Origin of the sequence: Streptomyces scabichelini (assembly GCF_011045015.1) — a bacterium.
GTDB lineage: Bacteria > Actinomycetota > Actinomycetes > Streptomycetales > Streptomycetaceae > Streptomyces > Streptomyces scabichelini.
In genome coordinates, this window is the sequence record NZ_JAAKZY010000236.1 from 1 (window position 1) to 15,385 (window position 15,385).

Annotated in this window: 8 protein-coding genes; 6 read left to right on the plus strand and 2 right to left on the minus strand. The window is 69.9% G+C overall.

Annotation, left to right across the window (positions count from 1 at the left end; translation table 11 throughout):
- Positions 1 to 148: 148 nt before the first annotated feature.
- The 6 genes from G5C60_RS42690 (at position 149) to G5C60_RS42715 (ending at position 12,898) form a co-directional block, all read left to right on the plus strand.
- Positions 149 to 2,530 (plus strand): hypothetical protein, encoded by a 2,382-nt coding sequence (locus G5C60_RS42690; protein WP_165268187.1) that lies wholly within the window; start codon positions 149 to 151, stop codon positions 2,528 to 2,530.
- A 5-nt stretch (positions 2,531 to 2,535) separates the two neighbouring features.
- A complete protein-coding gene (locus tag G5C60_RS42695) occupies positions 2,536 to 4,416 on the plus strand; it encodes a hypothetical protein (RefSeq protein WP_165268189.1) in 1,881 nt (626 codons plus the stop codon).
- A 5-nt stretch (positions 4,417 to 4,421) separates the two neighbouring features.
- A complete protein-coding gene (locus G5C60_RS42700) occupies positions 4,422 to 6,707 on the plus strand; it encodes a hypothetical protein (protein ID WP_165268191.1) in 2,286 nt (761 codons plus the stop codon).
- A gap of 9 nt (positions 6,708 to 6,716) precedes the next feature.
- Positions 6,717 to 8,345, plus strand: a complete 1,629-nt coding sequence (locus tag G5C60_RS42705; RefSeq protein ID WP_165268193.1) for an Hsp70 family protein — start codon at positions 6,717 to 6,719, stop codon at positions 8,343 to 8,345.
- A 163-nt stretch (positions 8,346 to 8,508) separates the two neighbouring features.
- Complete coding sequence (locus G5C60_RS42710; protein ID WP_241267480.1) at positions 8,509 to 11,307, plus strand: alpha/beta hydrolase; 2,799 nt, start codon at positions 8,509 to 8,511, stop codon at positions 11,305 to 11,307.
- Positions 11,308 to 11,572: 265 nt separating this feature from the next.
- Positions 11,573 to 12,898 (plus strand): YncE family protein, encoded by a 1,326-nt coding sequence (locus G5C60_RS42715; RefSeq protein WP_165268197.1) that lies wholly within the window; start codon positions 11,573 to 11,575, stop codon positions 12,896 to 12,898.
- Between the two features lie 137 nt (positions 12,899 to 13,035).
- Here the strand turns inward: G5C60_RS42715 and G5C60_RS42720 are convergent, their stop codons facing one another.
- Together G5C60_RS42720 and G5C60_RS42725 are read right to left on the minus strand one after the other, a co-directional pair.
- A complete protein-coding gene (locus tag G5C60_RS42720; RefSeq protein ID WP_241267479.1) occupies positions 13,036 to 14,403 on the minus strand; it encodes a sulfatase family protein in 1,368 nt (455 codons plus the stop codon).
- A gap of 432 nt (positions 14,404 to 14,835) precedes the next feature.
- Positions 14,836 to 15,385: ABC transporter permease (locus tag G5C60_RS42725; protein WP_165268199.1), on the minus strand; the 550-nt coding region annotated here is incomplete at its 5' end.

Here is a 15,385-nt window from a genome sequence, read left to right on the forward strand (position 1 = left end):
ATCAAGAGCTGAGGGGGGTGAGGGGGTGAGGGGATGTGGCGGAGGCCGGGCGCCGGGACCGGTCCCCGCGGTCCTGTACGACGCTGATGGGGCTGTGGCGCTTGGGGGCTGTGGCGCTGTGGGACCGGCAGAGAGGTGGGTGAAGGTGATGCGGCTGTGGACCGCCTCCTTGCTGCTGCGCCTGCCTCTCGGGGAGCTGTCCCGACCGGGCTCCTGGGCCCTGGCGACGGTGCTGCGCGCGGCGGACTCCGGTGAACCAGCGGCCTTGCACGCCCTCGAACAGGCCATCAGGTCCAAGGGACACGAAGCCGTCTGGTCGGCCTGGCTGCGGCCGTCGGCGTCCGGAACGACACCCCCGCGCTGGGCCTCCCCCGTCCCGGCGGCGTTGGGGGCCGACGTCTCGACGATTCCCGGCTGGGTCGTGAACCTCGCGTGGAAGACCTGGCTGGACGAGGCCGGTCCCGATCCCGGTTCCGATCTCGATGCCCATGCCCATGCCCATGCCGATGCCCATGCCGCGTTGTGGTCCCTGCTGGAACAGTGGGACCTTCCCGCCAAGGCCGGGGCCGGTTACAGCACGCGTGTGCTCAGCCGGCTGGCGCTCGGCGACGGCGAGGTGGACGACGAGGTGTCGGTGGATCCGCGTCTGCTCGTCGACACCGCCGTCCGCTTCGACCATCCCGTCGGCGAGTCGGCCCGTACCCACCTGCTCGCGCTCGGCGATGCGGAGACCGTCGACCTGTACTGCGCGGCGGCCATGGACTCCCGCGACGCGACGGCGTTCTGCGTCGCGCACCACCTCGCCCCGGCCGACGAGGTGCGGCGCGCCGTCTTCTTCGTACGGACCGGTCAGCACGAGCAGTACCGGGCGCTGGATCCCGAGGGGGCGCTGCTGGCGCTCGGGTATCGGAGCGCCTCCGCCGAGGAGCGCTCGGCGTTGCGGGAGGCGATGACCGGACTCGGCGGCGGCATTGACGCGCTACGGGTGCTGGCCGGACAACGCTCGCTGCACGAGGACGTCGCTTCCCTCGACGGGCAGGAACGCGCCTATCTGATACGGCAGTTGAAAGACCAAGGGGACTGGGACCGATTGTGGCGGTTCACCTCGCTGCTTCCGCTGGCCGAAGCGGTCCGTACGGTTCGCGCTTTCGGGACCTGGCGCCCCTCCGGCGAGGACGACCACCGCGTCTTCGAGGCACTGCGCGCCGCGGATCCACAGGCTGTGGACGGCTGCGTGAACGCCCTGCCCGGAGCGACCGAGTATTCGCCTGTCCCGCACACCCGGATCAGGCTGGCCGACCTCGACAAGAGGGTCAGCCGTGTCATGGACTTCGATTTCGCACCGGACGGCACCCAACTCGCCTTCGTGGGCGCAGTCCCCTCCGGCCAATGGGGCAAACCGATCGCCTGGGCGGGGATCGTGGACCTCGGCAGCAGCACGCTGTCGCGGCTGAACTGCAACTTCACAGATCCGCTGGACCGGGTCGCGCATCTGGGCTCCGACACCATGGTCGTCGCGGAGACTCGTCCGCGCCACGTGGATCGGCACTCTTCCCGCACGGCGAAGATCCACTATGTGGACCGCCGTGGCGTACTACGGACCCTTGACCCGGGGGCCGATGAAATCCACGGTCTGGAGCGCATTGCCGGAGACCGTGCCTTCGCCCTGTCCGCAGTGGTCGGCGACGTGGGTGATCACGAGCGTCCGGTGTTGTTCATCGGCGGGCCCGGTGGTGCCCTCGTCGACAGCGGAGTACTGGACGAGCTGGACGAAGACTTCGAACCACTGATCGCCGCGGTGGATCCCGACGGCCGGCTCGTCGCCATAGTCGACGTCCTGGAAGATGCCGTGGTCGCCGACCTCGGCAGCTCCGTGGCGAACAAGCTCGATGACGGCTCGATAACACTGGAGAACGTCCCCACACCACCGGCCGCCCTGTCGCCTTCCACCCTCGTCAGCTGCACCGAGGCGGGCGACCTGAAAGTGTGGCACGAGCCGCTCACCTCCACGGAACCGTCGATGACGATCCCCGCCTGGTCGGGGGCGACCCGTCCGGCCTTCCTCGCATGGTCGCCCGCACTGAACCGGTTCGTTGCGGTCAACTTCAGCCTCGGGTCGCACCTGGAACTCCTTGATGTGCCGCCAACCCGCGACGCTCCCGTGCCCGACGAGCTCATATCCGAGCGCGTGGCACTCGTCGGCGACGTAAGCGTGGTCCCCATCGCGCGGCTGTCGCCGAAGGGCGACGTGCTGGCCGTGGGAGGTGCGGACAGCGCGATCGACCTGTACGACCTGACCGCCCTCACCCTGCGTCCGCTCATCGCCCGGCCGATGGGCCTGATGACCCATCAGGAGCTGGCACATGTGGTGAAGGTGCAGGAACACCCGCTGCTCGATGCCGGGTCCCGTACGACGCTCACGCTGCTGCGGGCCTGCCTGGAGCACCGCTTCCGGCACGACGTAGGTATCGGGGACACGGCGGGTACGGCGGTCGCGGGGGACTTCGAGATCGAGCTGGGCGAGGTGTAGGGGCGATGGTGCTCGGCGCGGAAGGGGCCGCTCGACTGGCGGCGCGGGCCACCCGGCGACGGTCCGACGGCTCCCGGCGGCTGTGGGCCCGGCGGGCGTGGCGGCGGCTGGTGCGGAGGTGTGCCGAGGGGGATCCGGCCGTGCAGGACGCGGTACGGGCCATGGCCGCCGAGCTGACCGAGGCCGATGTGCGGAATCTGCTGGCCGCGGCCCCGCAGGAGCCCGCCGACGCCGCCGCGTATCTGGCCCTCATCGGGCAGAGCGCCCAGAGCCGGGCACTGGACCCGGAGGGCTCGCTGCTGGCCCTGGCCTATCGGGCGGCGCCCGCGGACCTGCGGGAGCGGCTGCGTACGGTCATGGCCACCGACGTCGACACGGACGTCATCCGGGTGGTGGTCACCGGCGACCGGCGTGACCGGATCGCCGAGATGTCGTACGACGAACTCGACTACCTCGGCCACCAACTGGCCGAGCACCGCCGCTGGGACGAACTGCGGCGACTCGCCCACGACCTGCCGTTGGCCAAGGCGGTGGCGGCGGCCCGGCTGCTGCCGGAGCGGGAGCGCCACGTGGGCGCCGGGAACGAAACGATCGCCGTGCCGGCCGCCCTTGCCGAGCGGTCCGCGGGACAACTGCACGCCATGATCGACCGATTGCCTCGCGACCACCTGATCACGCACCGGACGCGCGGCTCGCGTGCCGCAGCGTCTTTCTCTCCTGACGGCTCCGAACTGGCCCTGGGATGTGCGACATGGAAGAGCTGGAACAACGTCAAGTTCGATGTGGAGACGCTCCGGCTCGATACGGGCCGGACAACTCGCCACTTCAGCGGAAAGACAGGAGCGGGCGACGGAGAGTCGGTCCTGCACCTCGGTGACGAGATCATCGTCAGGCTGCAGGAGACATACAAACATTACCGAATCATCCGCGTCTTTCCGGACCACCAGAGTCTCTGCCCTCCGTCCGAGCTCTCGGACATACGGAGGTTGAGCGCGGGCGCGGTGATGATCTCCTCTACCGGTCTGGCCTTCGCGGACCCGGGTGCGGATCAGCTGCGGTATGAACCGTTTCCCCGGCCCGGTGAGAAGCAAAGGGACTTGACGCCCAGCACGGTGTATGAGGCCAGCTTCGCACTGACAACGCTTCCCGAATCCCGGCTCATCGCATTCGTCTACCACTGGGAATTCCATGTGTTGAGTGAGAGCGGAGAGAAAGTCCTCCACACCGCGAAGTGGCAGGACAAGAATGACGGCCAGTACAGTCCCGCGCTCTCTTTTCTCTCTCCCCGCTCACTGGCGCTGCACCACTTTTTGGAAGAGGGACACCAGACCGAAATATGGGAGCTCCCGGCGAAAGGCAGGCCGAACCGTACCGCCAAGCACGAGGGCGCGGTTCTGGACCGGTGGCCGCTGGAGGAGTGGACGGGGCTGCCCCTCGACCACTCCTTCACGGCACGAATGCTCAGCCCCGGTGCGGACTCCGCGCACTCCGGACCGATCGACAAGGACCTGTCCTGGCTGCAGAGCCCCGACCCGGACTCGCCCACACCTGCAGACCGGGAATTCCTGGCGCTCGCTCCGTGGGGAGACAAGCTCGCCACGATCACGAGGGTGGGCGCGGGGAGTATCTGCGAAGTGCACATCCCCCATCTGCCCTCCGCCCGCGAGCTGCTCGAACAGCCCTTGCTGCACCGCGGTCCGCAGGACGTGCGGCGCGTACGGGAACTGCGTACGAAGATCGGTGATCCCGCGGTACGGGACGCACTGGATCTGCTGGCGGCCTGTCTTGAGGAGCGCTTCGGCGGGGATATCGCGCTGGGCTCGGGACCCGTGGCCGCGGGCGGCGGCGCCACCGACATCGCTCTGGGCGACGACGGGAACGGGTGAGGCCGATGCGTGTGCGGACCGCCGTGCTGGTGCTGCGGCTGCGAGCCACTCCGGACTCCCGGCTGGGCCGCCCGGCCCTCCGTGCCGTATTGCGTGCGGCGGATTCCGGCTCGCCCGTGGCCCTGCGCGCCGTCGCGCGCGCCGTGGAGACCCACGGCCAGGAGGCGGTGTTCCGGTCGTGGCTGACGCCGTCGGTGTCCGGGCCGTCGCCGCAGCGGTGGGCCTCTCCTCTCGTGGCGGGACTTCCGGAGGGCGCAACACCCGTACCCGCCATGCTCGCTGACGCCGCGTGGCACGACTGGCTCGATGACCACGATGCCGGGCTGTGGTCGCTGCTGGAGCGCTGGGGCCCCGCCCCGACGGCCTCCGGGACCCGAGTGCGCTCCCTCAGCCGCCTGGCGCTCGGCGACGACGACATACCTCTGGAACCACGTACGCTCGTCGACGCCGCGCTCCGCTTCGACCACCCGATCGGAGCACGTGCCCGGGCCCGGCTGCTCGCGCCGGGCGACCCGGAGGCCGCGGACCTGTTCTGCGCGGCGGCGCTGAACTCACCCGAGGCGGCGGCATTCTGCGCCGAGCACCACCTCGCGCCCGCCGGTCAGGTCCAGCGCGCCGTGTTCTTCGTACGTACCGCGCAGTTGGAGCAGTACCGGGCGCTGGACCCCGACGGCTCGCTCCTGGCGCTCGGCTACCGGGGTGTCTCCGACGAGGAGCGCACGGCTCTGCGGGACACGATGAGCGGACTCGGCATCCTCGATGTGCTGCGCGTGCTGGCGGGACAGGGTTCCCAGCAGGGGAACTTCACCTCCCTCGCCGAGCATGAACGTGCGTATCTGGTCGAGCAGTTGGCAGACCGGCGTGACTGGGACCGCCTGTGGTCCCTCACCCCGTTGATGCCGCTGCCCGAAGCGGTGCGGACGGCCCACGAGTTCGGTGACTGGCGGCCGTCCGGCGAGGACGACCGCCGGGTGTTCGAAGCACTGCGTGGAGCGGACTGGAATGCCGTGACCAAATTCGTGGACAGCCTGGCCGGCGCAGGTTCGCTGAACTCCCTCCCCCGCACCCGCATCTGGCCGACCGACCCCGACGAGCAGTCGATCGCGGTTCACGCTCTGGACTTCGCCCCGGACGGCACGCAACTCGCCTTCGCCGGACGAGGGCCCGGGCATTGCGCCGGGATCGTGGATCTCGGCAGCCTGACGCTGGTGTGGCTGGACGACGACTTCCCACATCCGGCACAGCGGATCGCGCATCTGGGTTCCGACGCCATGGTCGCCGTGAACCGTAAGCAGATCCACTACGCCGACGAGAACGGCACGCGGGCGCTCGACATCTCGCCCGGCGTTTTCCACGACGTGCAACGGATCGCCGGAGACCGTGCCTTCATCGTGCCCGCATTGGACCGCAGACCGGGCATGCCGTCCAAGGGGACGGTGTTCGTCGGTGCCTCCGACGGGCCGCTGACCGACAGCGGCATACCGCCCAAGATGTGGCTTTTCCGTCCGAGGAACTCCGCGGTGGATGCGGAGGGGCGGCTGATCGCCCTGGTCGGCGACAGCAGCGACATGGTGGTCGCCGACCTCGCCAACTCTGCTGTGAACAGGCTCAGGCGCCCCGGGACCATGAAATACGGCATCTTGCAGGCCGCCATCTCGCCTTCCGCGCTTGTCGCCGGCGCTGAATCCGGCGGCCTGCATGTGTGGCACGAACCTCTCACGACCTCGCAGACACCGATCACGACCCGTCCCTGGACGTACGGGCGAGATGTGGTCTGCCTGGCCTGGTCCCCCGCACTGGAACGGTTCCTGGCGGTCACGAAAACGCATCTCCAACTCCTCGACGTGCCGCCGACGCGTGACACGCTCATGCCCGGAGACCCGGTGTCCGAGCAGGTCCCCCTACTCGCCGACAGCCCTCGCGCCAGGGCGCGTTGCGCACGGGTGTCATCGAGGGGAGACCTGCTGGCGGTGGGGGGTCTGGACAAGGGCACCGTCGACATCTACGTCCTGACCGCGCTCACCCTTCGTCCATTCATCGCCGACCCCATGGGCGTGATGAGCCACAAGGACCTGACGAAGGTGGTCGCGGTGATGGAGAACCCGGTCCTGAACGACCTGTCCCGGCAGGCGCTGGGGCTGCTGCGAACCTGCCTGGAACACCGCTTCCGGCACGACGTCGGGCTCGGCGGTACCGACCCCATCACCGCGGGCGGCCCGCACGACATCGCACTCGGCGAGCACCAGGAACGTGAGCGAGCGTCAAGAACGCGGCCGGCATCAGGAACGTAAGGGAGACGCATGACCACCCGTATCGGCATCGACTTCGGCACCGCCAACACCGTCGTGGCCGGCTGGGACCATGAGGCGGGCCGCGGGGTGCCCATCCCGCTGCCCGGCGTCGACGTGCTGCGGGAGGCCGGTCCCGGCCCCACCCAGCGGGTCGTGCCCTCGCTCATCGCCTACTTCGCCGACGACGGCACCCGCCGCCTGGGCGCGCAGGTCACTCCCGATCTGTACGAGACGGCCGGGGCCACCGTCTTCGCCTCCACCAAGATCAATGTCGCGGGGCACGTCTATGACGCGGCCCGGCCGGTCGGCGATCGCAAGATCACCGGAAGGCAGGCCGCCACCCAGTTCCTCAGCGACATCATGGCGCTCGCCCTGCTCACCGTGGAGGACGACGACCTGGAGATCGTGGCCACCGCGCCCGTCGAGTCCTTCGACGGCTACCGCGACTGGCTGGTGCGCGAGGTACGCGAAGGGCTGCCCACCGCCCGGCTGCGCGTCGTCGACGAGGCCACCGCGGCCGCCGTCGGCTACAGCGCCCGCCTGAATCCCGGTGACGCCTTCGCCGTGTTCGACTTCGGCGCCGGAACCCTCGACATCTCCGTCGTACGCGTACAAGAACCCGACGCCGCGGGGGCCGGCGCCGGGGTGCGCACCCTCGCCAAGAAGGGCCTGGACCTGGGCGGCAACACCATCGACGCGCTCCTCGCCGAGCACGCGATCGCCCAGCTCTCCCTGCCGCCGGGCGACCAGATCGGGCGCAACCAGGTGTTCCGGCGCCTCCTGGGCTCCGCCGAGCAGGCCAAGCGGACCCTGGCCACCGCGGACCACGCCACGATCACGGCCCGAGCAGCACGCGCCGCAGGCACCGCACGCACCGACGCCGATCACCAAGTCACCGTCACCCGCGGCGAGTTCGACGCGCTGCTCCGCGACAAACAGATACTGCGCCGGGTGAACCTGGCGCTGCGCTCCTGCCTGGACGCCGCCTCGGCCCGCGGCTTCGGCACCGACGACATCCGGCAGGTGTTCCTGGTCGGCGGCAGCTGCCTCATCCCCGCCGTGCAGGACGTGGTGCAGCTGCACTTCGACCCCGACGTCGTACGCCTGGACCGGCCGCTGGAGGCGGTGGCGGCAGGCGCGGCCGGCATCGCGGGCGGCAGCGAGCTGTACGACCACATCCAGCACGACTACGCCATCCGGCACGTCAACCGTGACACCGGCGCCTACGAGTTCGAGGCCCTGGTGGAGGCGGGCACCGCCTATCCCACCGAGGAACCGGTCAAGACGCTCACCGTGAAGGCGGTGCACGAAGGCCAGCGACGCCTCGGCCTGGCCGTCTACGAACTCGCCCACGCCACCTACCGCGACGCCGGCGCCGAACTGGAGATCGCCTTCGACTCCGGCGGCGGCGCCCGCACCGTGGCGGTCAGCCCGCAGCAACGCCAGCAGCGCTCCATGCTCTGGCTGAACGAGGACAGCCCCACCTTCCTGGAGGCCGACCCTCCGGCCGCCGCGGGCGAGGACCGCTTCCGCCTGGAGTTCCGCATCGACACCCACAAGCGCCTGACGGTCACGGCGTACGACCTGCGCCGCCACACCGTGGTGCTGAACCGTCAGCCGGTCATCCGGCTGGCGTGACGGCAAGAACTCAACACTGAGCAACCTTTTGGCCTTGGTTCTCATCTTCCTCTCAGGAACGCACGAGCCACTCGGAAAACCTGGGCAACTCGGCGCCCGGGCAGGGCAGTCCACGAGGCAGCCCATCAGGAGGGGAAGAACCTTGATCCATGTCCGGCGCGCAATGGTCGCCGCCACGGCGTTATTCGCGGTGGTGGTGGGGTCGCCAGGATTGGCGCAGGCTCAACCGGCCGCCGATCCCGTACCGCCGGCATCATCGGCCGACCCCGACCCCGGCAGCGGGCTGCCGGCGGGTTGGCAGATCACCGGCAAGGGTTCCGGCCGGCAGCTGACGTGGCACTCGTCCGGACCCGTACCCATGGGCGACGCCGCCGTCGAGTTCTACTCCGGGGACCGGCTCCTCGGCCGCCCGACGGCCGCCGAGGACCGGCGTACGTTCAGCCTCAGCCTCGCCGGCGTACGCCTCGGGCCGGTGCGGGAATTACAGAAGGAATTACAGGTGCGGGCCGGTGGGCGCCGCCTCGACGGAGACAAGGCCGCGGCGGACCCACAACGTCGGCGCCCCACGGCGCCGGTGAAGCCCTCGGCCACGCTGCCGGCCAACCCCGTGGACCCCGGTGTCCCCGGCCCGTACCGGACGGCCACCGGCGAGTACGAGCTGAAACCGGTGCAACTGCCCGGCTTCCCCGCACCGGTGGAGATGCGCGGGACCGTGGTGGCTCCGGACGGAGCCCCGGGTCCCCGGCCACTGGCCCTGTTCCTGCACGGCCGCCACTCCACCTGCTTCACCACTGAGGGCGACGAGGGTGACGTACTCGGCGAGTGGCCCTGCCCCACAGGATCGAAGCCGATACCGAGCCACCGCGGCTATCTGCACGACCAGAAACTCCTGGCATCCCAGGGCTATGTGACGGTGTCCATATCCGCCAACGGCATCAACGGGCAGGACTACCTGGCGGAGGACGGCGGGGCACAGGCCCGCTCCTCCCTCGTACGGCAGCATCTCGCCCACTGGGCGGACTGGGCGGCTGCCGGTCGGGCCACGGCCCCGGCGGTCGTACGCGGCACCGCACGGGCCGACCTGTCCCAAGTGCTCCTGGTCGGGCACTCGCGGGGCGGCGAGGGCGTGAACCGGGCCGCGATGGACAGCCTCTCCAAGCCGCCCGCGGACCAGGACGGTTATCAGGGACCGGTGCGCTGGAAGATCCGCGGAACCGTCCTCATCGGCCCCACTGTCTTCGGCCACAATCCGGCTCCCGATGTGCCCTCCATGACGATCCTGCCCGGCTGCGACGGCGACGTGTCCGATCTGCAGGGTGAGATGTACGTGGACGCCACACGTGGCGTCAGCCGTGGTGCCGCCCTGCACAGCGCGGTCTACATGGTGGGCGCCAACCACAACTTCTTCAACAGCGAGTGGACGCCGGGGCAGGCCGAGGCACCGGCCGACGACGACTTCTGGCACGACGACGAGTTCCCGGACCCGGTGTGCTCGCCCGGCACCGCGACCCGGTTGACCGCCGCGCGGCAACAGGCCGCCGGTTCCACGTACATCGCCGCCGCGGCCCGGCTGTTCATCGCGGGGGACGACCGGGTACGTCCGCTGCTGGACGGCTCGGGCGTGCGAGCGCCGTCGGCGGACCCGGCGCGCGTACTCACCCACGCCGTCGGGGCCAGGCGCACCGGCGCGTTCCTGCCGGACGACCCCTCGGTCGCGGTGGACGGCGGCCGGCTCTGCGCACAGGTGAACCCGGACCCGGCCGCCGCCTGCCTGGACCCCGAGGGGCCGGGCCGGTCACCGCACTTCTCCTACTGGGAGACATCGCCGGAACCGGGCCGCAACGCCGTGGCGCTGGACTGGTCGGCACCGGGTTCCGCCGTACGAGTACGTCCCGCGCGGCCGGTCTCCGTGGCCGGAGCCGAGGCGCTGGCCCTGCGGGTCATCGTCCCGCCGAACACCACCGGCACCCGTATGGACGTGTCCCTCACGGACACCACGGGCCGACGGGTGACGCTCGGCCGGGTCCGCGTCGACGGACTGCCGGGGACCGACCGGACCACCTCGCACTGGGCGCGGGAGGTTCGCGTCCCGCTGGCCGCCGCGGCCCGTGCCGGGCTGGACCTGAAGCGGGTGAAGGCTCTGGAACTGACGCCCCGCAGCCAGTCCGGGCAGGCGTGGCTGGTGGACGCCTGGGGCTGGAGCCCCGGCATGGCGAAGGTCAGGACCGCCACGCTGCCACGCGTGGACATCGGCCGGCTGACGGTCCAGGAAGGCGACTCCGGAGTACGGACCTACCAAGTGCCGGTGCGGGTCTCCGGCCAGGGCAGCGGCCAGATCCGGCTCTTCGTCGCCGAGCCTGACTCCGACACCTCCACGTCCCGGGTGGTGACGGTGCGCCCCGGCAGCACCATCGAGGTGCCGGTCGACGTAGAGGGCAACACGCGGTTCGGCTACGGCACCTCGCACAACGTGTTCGCGAAGGCGGTCCGCGGCGCCGTGGTCGGCTCCCACCGCGGCGGCGTGGATGCCGAGAACGACGACCCGATGCCCACGTTCAGCGCGACGCCGGTCGCGGACCGGGTCACCGAAGGGCAGAGCCTGACCTGGCGGATCACGCAGTCCGCGGTCGCCGACGAGGAGATCTGGCTCAACGCCGCCTTCCTGCCGGTCGGCGGCGGCGGCGCCGAGCTGTCCACCACGGACCTCGACCCGGACTGGTTCGAGCAGAACACCGGCGAGTCACCGAGCCCCGCCCGCCCCCTGTCCGAGGTGGAAGAGCTCTTCCTGCCCATCTCCATCCCGGCGGGGCAGCTGAGCACCGAGGTGACCGTACCCACCACCCCGGACGGGGTGAGTGAGCCGGAGGAGTCGCTGCGGATGCAGCTGACCACCTGGGACGAGGAGAACGGCGAGCCGGTGGAGGGCCCGGTACTCACCGGCACGGTGCGGGACGCGCAGTAGGCATCCCCGAGGCGAGGGCCCCGAGCGCGCTGGTGGCGCTTGGGGCCCTCGGCGCTCGGGGCCTACGTCGCTCGGAGCCTCGGCTAACTGCCCCAGGGCGGGCGTCGGCGTATCGAATTCGGCGTCGCGCGTAACGAACTCGTGGTCGCACATGACGAATTCATGGTCACGCGTGACGAATTCGTGGTCGCACGTGACGAATTCATTGCGGCCCGCGCTGGATGAGTGTGGCCGATCGGCCACCTCTCAAGGAGGTCTCATCCACTTGCGCACCCACAGACGCGCGACCGCCGCGGCCGTCGCCGCGCTGCTCGGCTCGTTGTCACTGCTCGGCGCAGGGTCCGCGCCGGCCACGGCCGCCGACACCAGTACCCGACTCCCCGTCAGTTCGTTCCGCGACATCGTTGTCGACGGTGTCCACGACCGGGTGTTCATCAGCGACCCGTCCGGCGGCAGCATCGTCGTCACCGACTACGCGGGCGCCGTCGTCCAGCACATCACCGCAGAGGACGGAGCCGCGGGGCTCGCGCTCTCGAAGGACTCCAGCAAGGTGTACGTCGCGCTGTCGTCCGCCGGCGCGATATCCGAGATCGACACCAGCACGCTGACCGAGACCCGCCGCTACCCGATCGGGGCGGACGTCTCCCCCCAGAACCTGGCGTTGGCGGGCGGAAAGCTCTGGTTCGGCTACGCGGTCGGGAGCAGCGGTGACATCGGCTCGCTCGATCTCTCCGGCACCGATCCGGTCGTCACGCTCGACCTGACCAGCACCTCTTGGTACTACGCCCCGTCACTTGCCTCGTCGCCGGCCGACCCGAACGTCCTCGTCGCAGGTCAGGAAGGTGTCAGCCCCGCCACCCTGGCGGTGTACGAGGCGACCGCCACGGGCCTGCAGCAGCGGGCCAACCGCCTGTTCACCCAGGACCCCCAGGTCTCCTTCCTGAACGACTTCGCCGTGACGGCCGACGGCCAGAACATCGTCATGGCCGCCAACAACCCCTCGGCCCACGAGGTGGTCCGAACGTCCGACCTGTCGGCGAACGGCAGTTACTCCAGCTGGGCCTTCCCCAACGCGGTGGCCGTCGCCACCGACGGCACGCTCGCGACGGGCGCCTCCGACTACGCGGTGCAGACCTACCGCCCCGGTTCCACCGTCCCGCTGCACACTTACTTCGAGCCGGACGACCTGCAGCGCGACGGGCTCGCCTGGGCGCCGGACGACAACCGGCTCTTCACCGTGTCCGGGGATGTCGTACCGACGCTGCACGTCCTGCCGGACGCCGGCAAGACGGAGAGCACCCTCACGCTTGAGGCACCCTCGACCATTGCCAAGAACAGGGCGCTGACCGTCAACGGAACGCTGAGTGCCTTCGAGCCGTTCGCCGGCACGCCGACGGTCGAGGTGACGCGCACCGACACGGAGTCACCGAACGGCACGCCCCTCGGCACCTTCCTCGTCTCCGCAGACGGACGTTTCCAGTTCACCGACCGTCCCCGCATGGCCGGCCAGACCACGTACACCGCCCGTTACGCGGGCGACACGCAGCACATCGCGGCAACCACTGAGGTGACCGTCAACGTCACCAAGTGACGCCATGACGCCGTGACCCCATGACGCCGTGACCCCATGAATCCATTGGCCCGCGGTCCCGGGAACAGCCTGGGGCCGCGGGCCTTTCATCTGAAGCCAGACGGCTCCTACGACGATAACCAGCCGGACCAGCCGGACTAGCCGGCGCGATCCACCGCCAGCTGCTTGGCCAGCTCCGGAATCCCCAGGGCCCGCTCGTCCTGCGGAGTTGCCCGGTGGAGCTTGTTCGTGAGCTGGTACGGGTCCTTCTCCAGGTCGTAGTACTCCCGGAATATCACCCGCCCCGTGCCGGTCTCCTTGCCACCCGCGCCGGCGCGCAGGTCGTAGTACTCGACGTACTGCGCGTCCTTGGCGACGTAGGCCGCCCAGCTGCCCTTGTCGCGCACGGGGCCATCCCCCGCCTGCCAGCCCTCGACCAGCAGGTGGTCACGGTCGGCGTCGGACAGCAGCGACATGCCGTCCTGCGGCGTGGTGGGTTCGACCCCGGCGGCGTCGAGGATGGTCGGCGCGATGTCGATGTTGGCGGCGATGCGGTCGTCGGTGGTCCCCTTGTCCAGGCCGCCGGCAGGCCAGGACAGGTAGAGCGGCACCTCGTGAGCCGGGGCGTAGGGCGTTTCCTTCCCGGTCAACCCGTGATCGGCCCAGTGGTAGCCGTGGTCGCCGATGAAGATGACCAGGGTGTCGTCCAGCTGCCCCAGGGCTGCCAGCTTGTCCTTGAACGCCTGCACCGCGTCGTCCACGGACAGCAGGGACCGCAGTTGCCGCTCACGCAGCTTCCGGCCGTCGGCCAGGGTCTTGGACGCCTCCTTCACATAGGGCGGCTTGTCGCTTCGGTCCGGCTCGGAGACCGAGGGGCGGCCGTTCCACGCGGGCACCGGCTTCCTGGCGTACTCGGGCGCAGGCGTGTTGGGACCGTGCGAGGCGAACGGCGTGACGTACGCGAACCACGGGCGGCGGTCGCTCGCGGCCTTGTCCAGGAAGGCCAGCGTCTGGTCCTTGACGATGTCGGTGGTGTACCCCGTAACCGTCTGGACCTTGCCGTCGACGTTCCACTCGACGTCGACGAAGCCGGGGTCCATCACCGCGAACTCCTCGAAGTACGGCGGCGGCTTTTCATTCAGGTCCCAGGAGTTGAGGTACTTCCCGAATATGCCGGTGCGGTAGCCCGCCTCCTTGAGGTGGCGCTGCACCGTGGTCTTCTGGTCCAGGCTGCGTGAAGCGCCGTTGTGCCGCACACCGTGGTTGTGGGCGTGGCGGCCGGAGAAGATGGACGACCGCGAGGGCGCGCACAGCGGCGTGGTGGCGTGGCCGTTGGTGAAGGTCACGCCCTGCCCGCCGAGCCAGTCGACAGTCTTCTGGAGTGCCCAGCCGGTCTGCTTGGGGTGGTCGTCGGTGACGATCAACAGGATGTTGGGGCGGGTCGCGGCCGCTGCCGCCGCGGAACGGTCGTCAGTCTGGTCGTCATTCCTCTGGTCATTCTTCTCGTCAGTCGTGTCGTCAGTCATACGGTCCACCACGGGAACCGCGGCTGCCGCAGCCACAACAGCCGCCGCGCCACCGGCAAGAAGACCGCGCCGACTCATCAGCGGCCCGTCTTGCTTCCTCATCGGCTTCACCACCTGTCGTTCCGATTGTTCCGAATTCCTATTCCGAATAAGGAAGTCAGGGATACGGATTGCGCGGGTGCGCAGGCGCACCGGTGCCCACATGCGCAAGGTTCATACGCGTGATGACGTACGCGACGGACGATCGGTTTTCAGACCGGACCGGACCGGACAAGATCAGACGGGACCGGACCGGACCGGATCAGACCTGACCTGATCCGGCCGGCAGATGGCAGAGGACGCCGACGGGGCGGCGTACGCCGACGCAGTGTCGGTGTACGCCGCCCTGGGGGCGGAACGAGTTGCGGGAGGCGGCCCGCGCTGTCATGGCGGTTACTTCGGGTCGCGGTTGAACTTCGAGGTCGACCAGAAGTAGCCGAGCACGGCCAGTCCGACGCACCAGGCGATCGCGAGCCATCCGTTGTGGCCGATCTCGGTGCCGAGCAGCAGGCCGCGCAGGGTTTCGATGGCGGGCGTGAACGGCTGGTACTCGGCGATCGGCTGGAACCAGCCGGGCATGGAGTCGACCGGGGTGAAGGCGCTGGAGATGAGCGGGAGGAAGATCAGCGGCATCGCGTTGTTGCTGGCTGCCTCGGCGTTCGGGCTGATCAGGCCCATGCCGACCGCGATCCAGGTGAGCGCCATCGCGAAGAGCACGAGCAGCCCGAACGCCGCCAGCCACTCCAGGGCGGTCGCGTCCGTGGACCGGAAGCCGATGGCCACGGCGACGGCACCGACGAGGACCACGCTGGCGATGCACTGCAGCACGCTGCCGACGACGTGCCCGACGAGCACCGAAGGGCGGTGGATCGCCATCGTGCGGAAGCGGGCGATGATGCCCTCGGTCATGTCGTTCGAGACCGACACCGCGGTGCCGACCGTG

Coding starts and splice junctions, on each gene's coding strand:
- G5C60_RS42690 (WP_165268187.1), top strand. CDS start 149: ATGCGGCTGTGGACCGCCTCCTTGCTGCTGCGCCTGCCTCTCGGGGAG.
- G5C60_RS42695 (WP_165268189.1), top strand. CDS start 2,536: ATGGTGCTCGGCGCGGAAGGGGCCGCTCGACTGGCGGCGCGGGCCACC.
- G5C60_RS42700 (WP_165268191.1), top strand. CDS start 4,422: ATGCGTGTGCGGACCGCCGTGCTGGTGCTGCGGCTGCGAGCCACTCCG.
- G5C60_RS42705 (WP_165268193.1), top strand. CDS start 6,717: ATGACCACCCGTATCGGCATCGACTTCGGCACCGCCAACACCGTCGTG.
- G5C60_RS42710 (WP_241267480.1), top strand. CDS start 8,509: ATGGTCGCCGCCACGGCGTTATTCGCGGTGGTGGTGGGGTCGCCAGGA.
- G5C60_RS42720 (WP_241267479.1), bottom strand. CDS start 14,403: ATGACTGACGACACGACTGACGAGAAGAATGACCAGAGGAATGACGAC.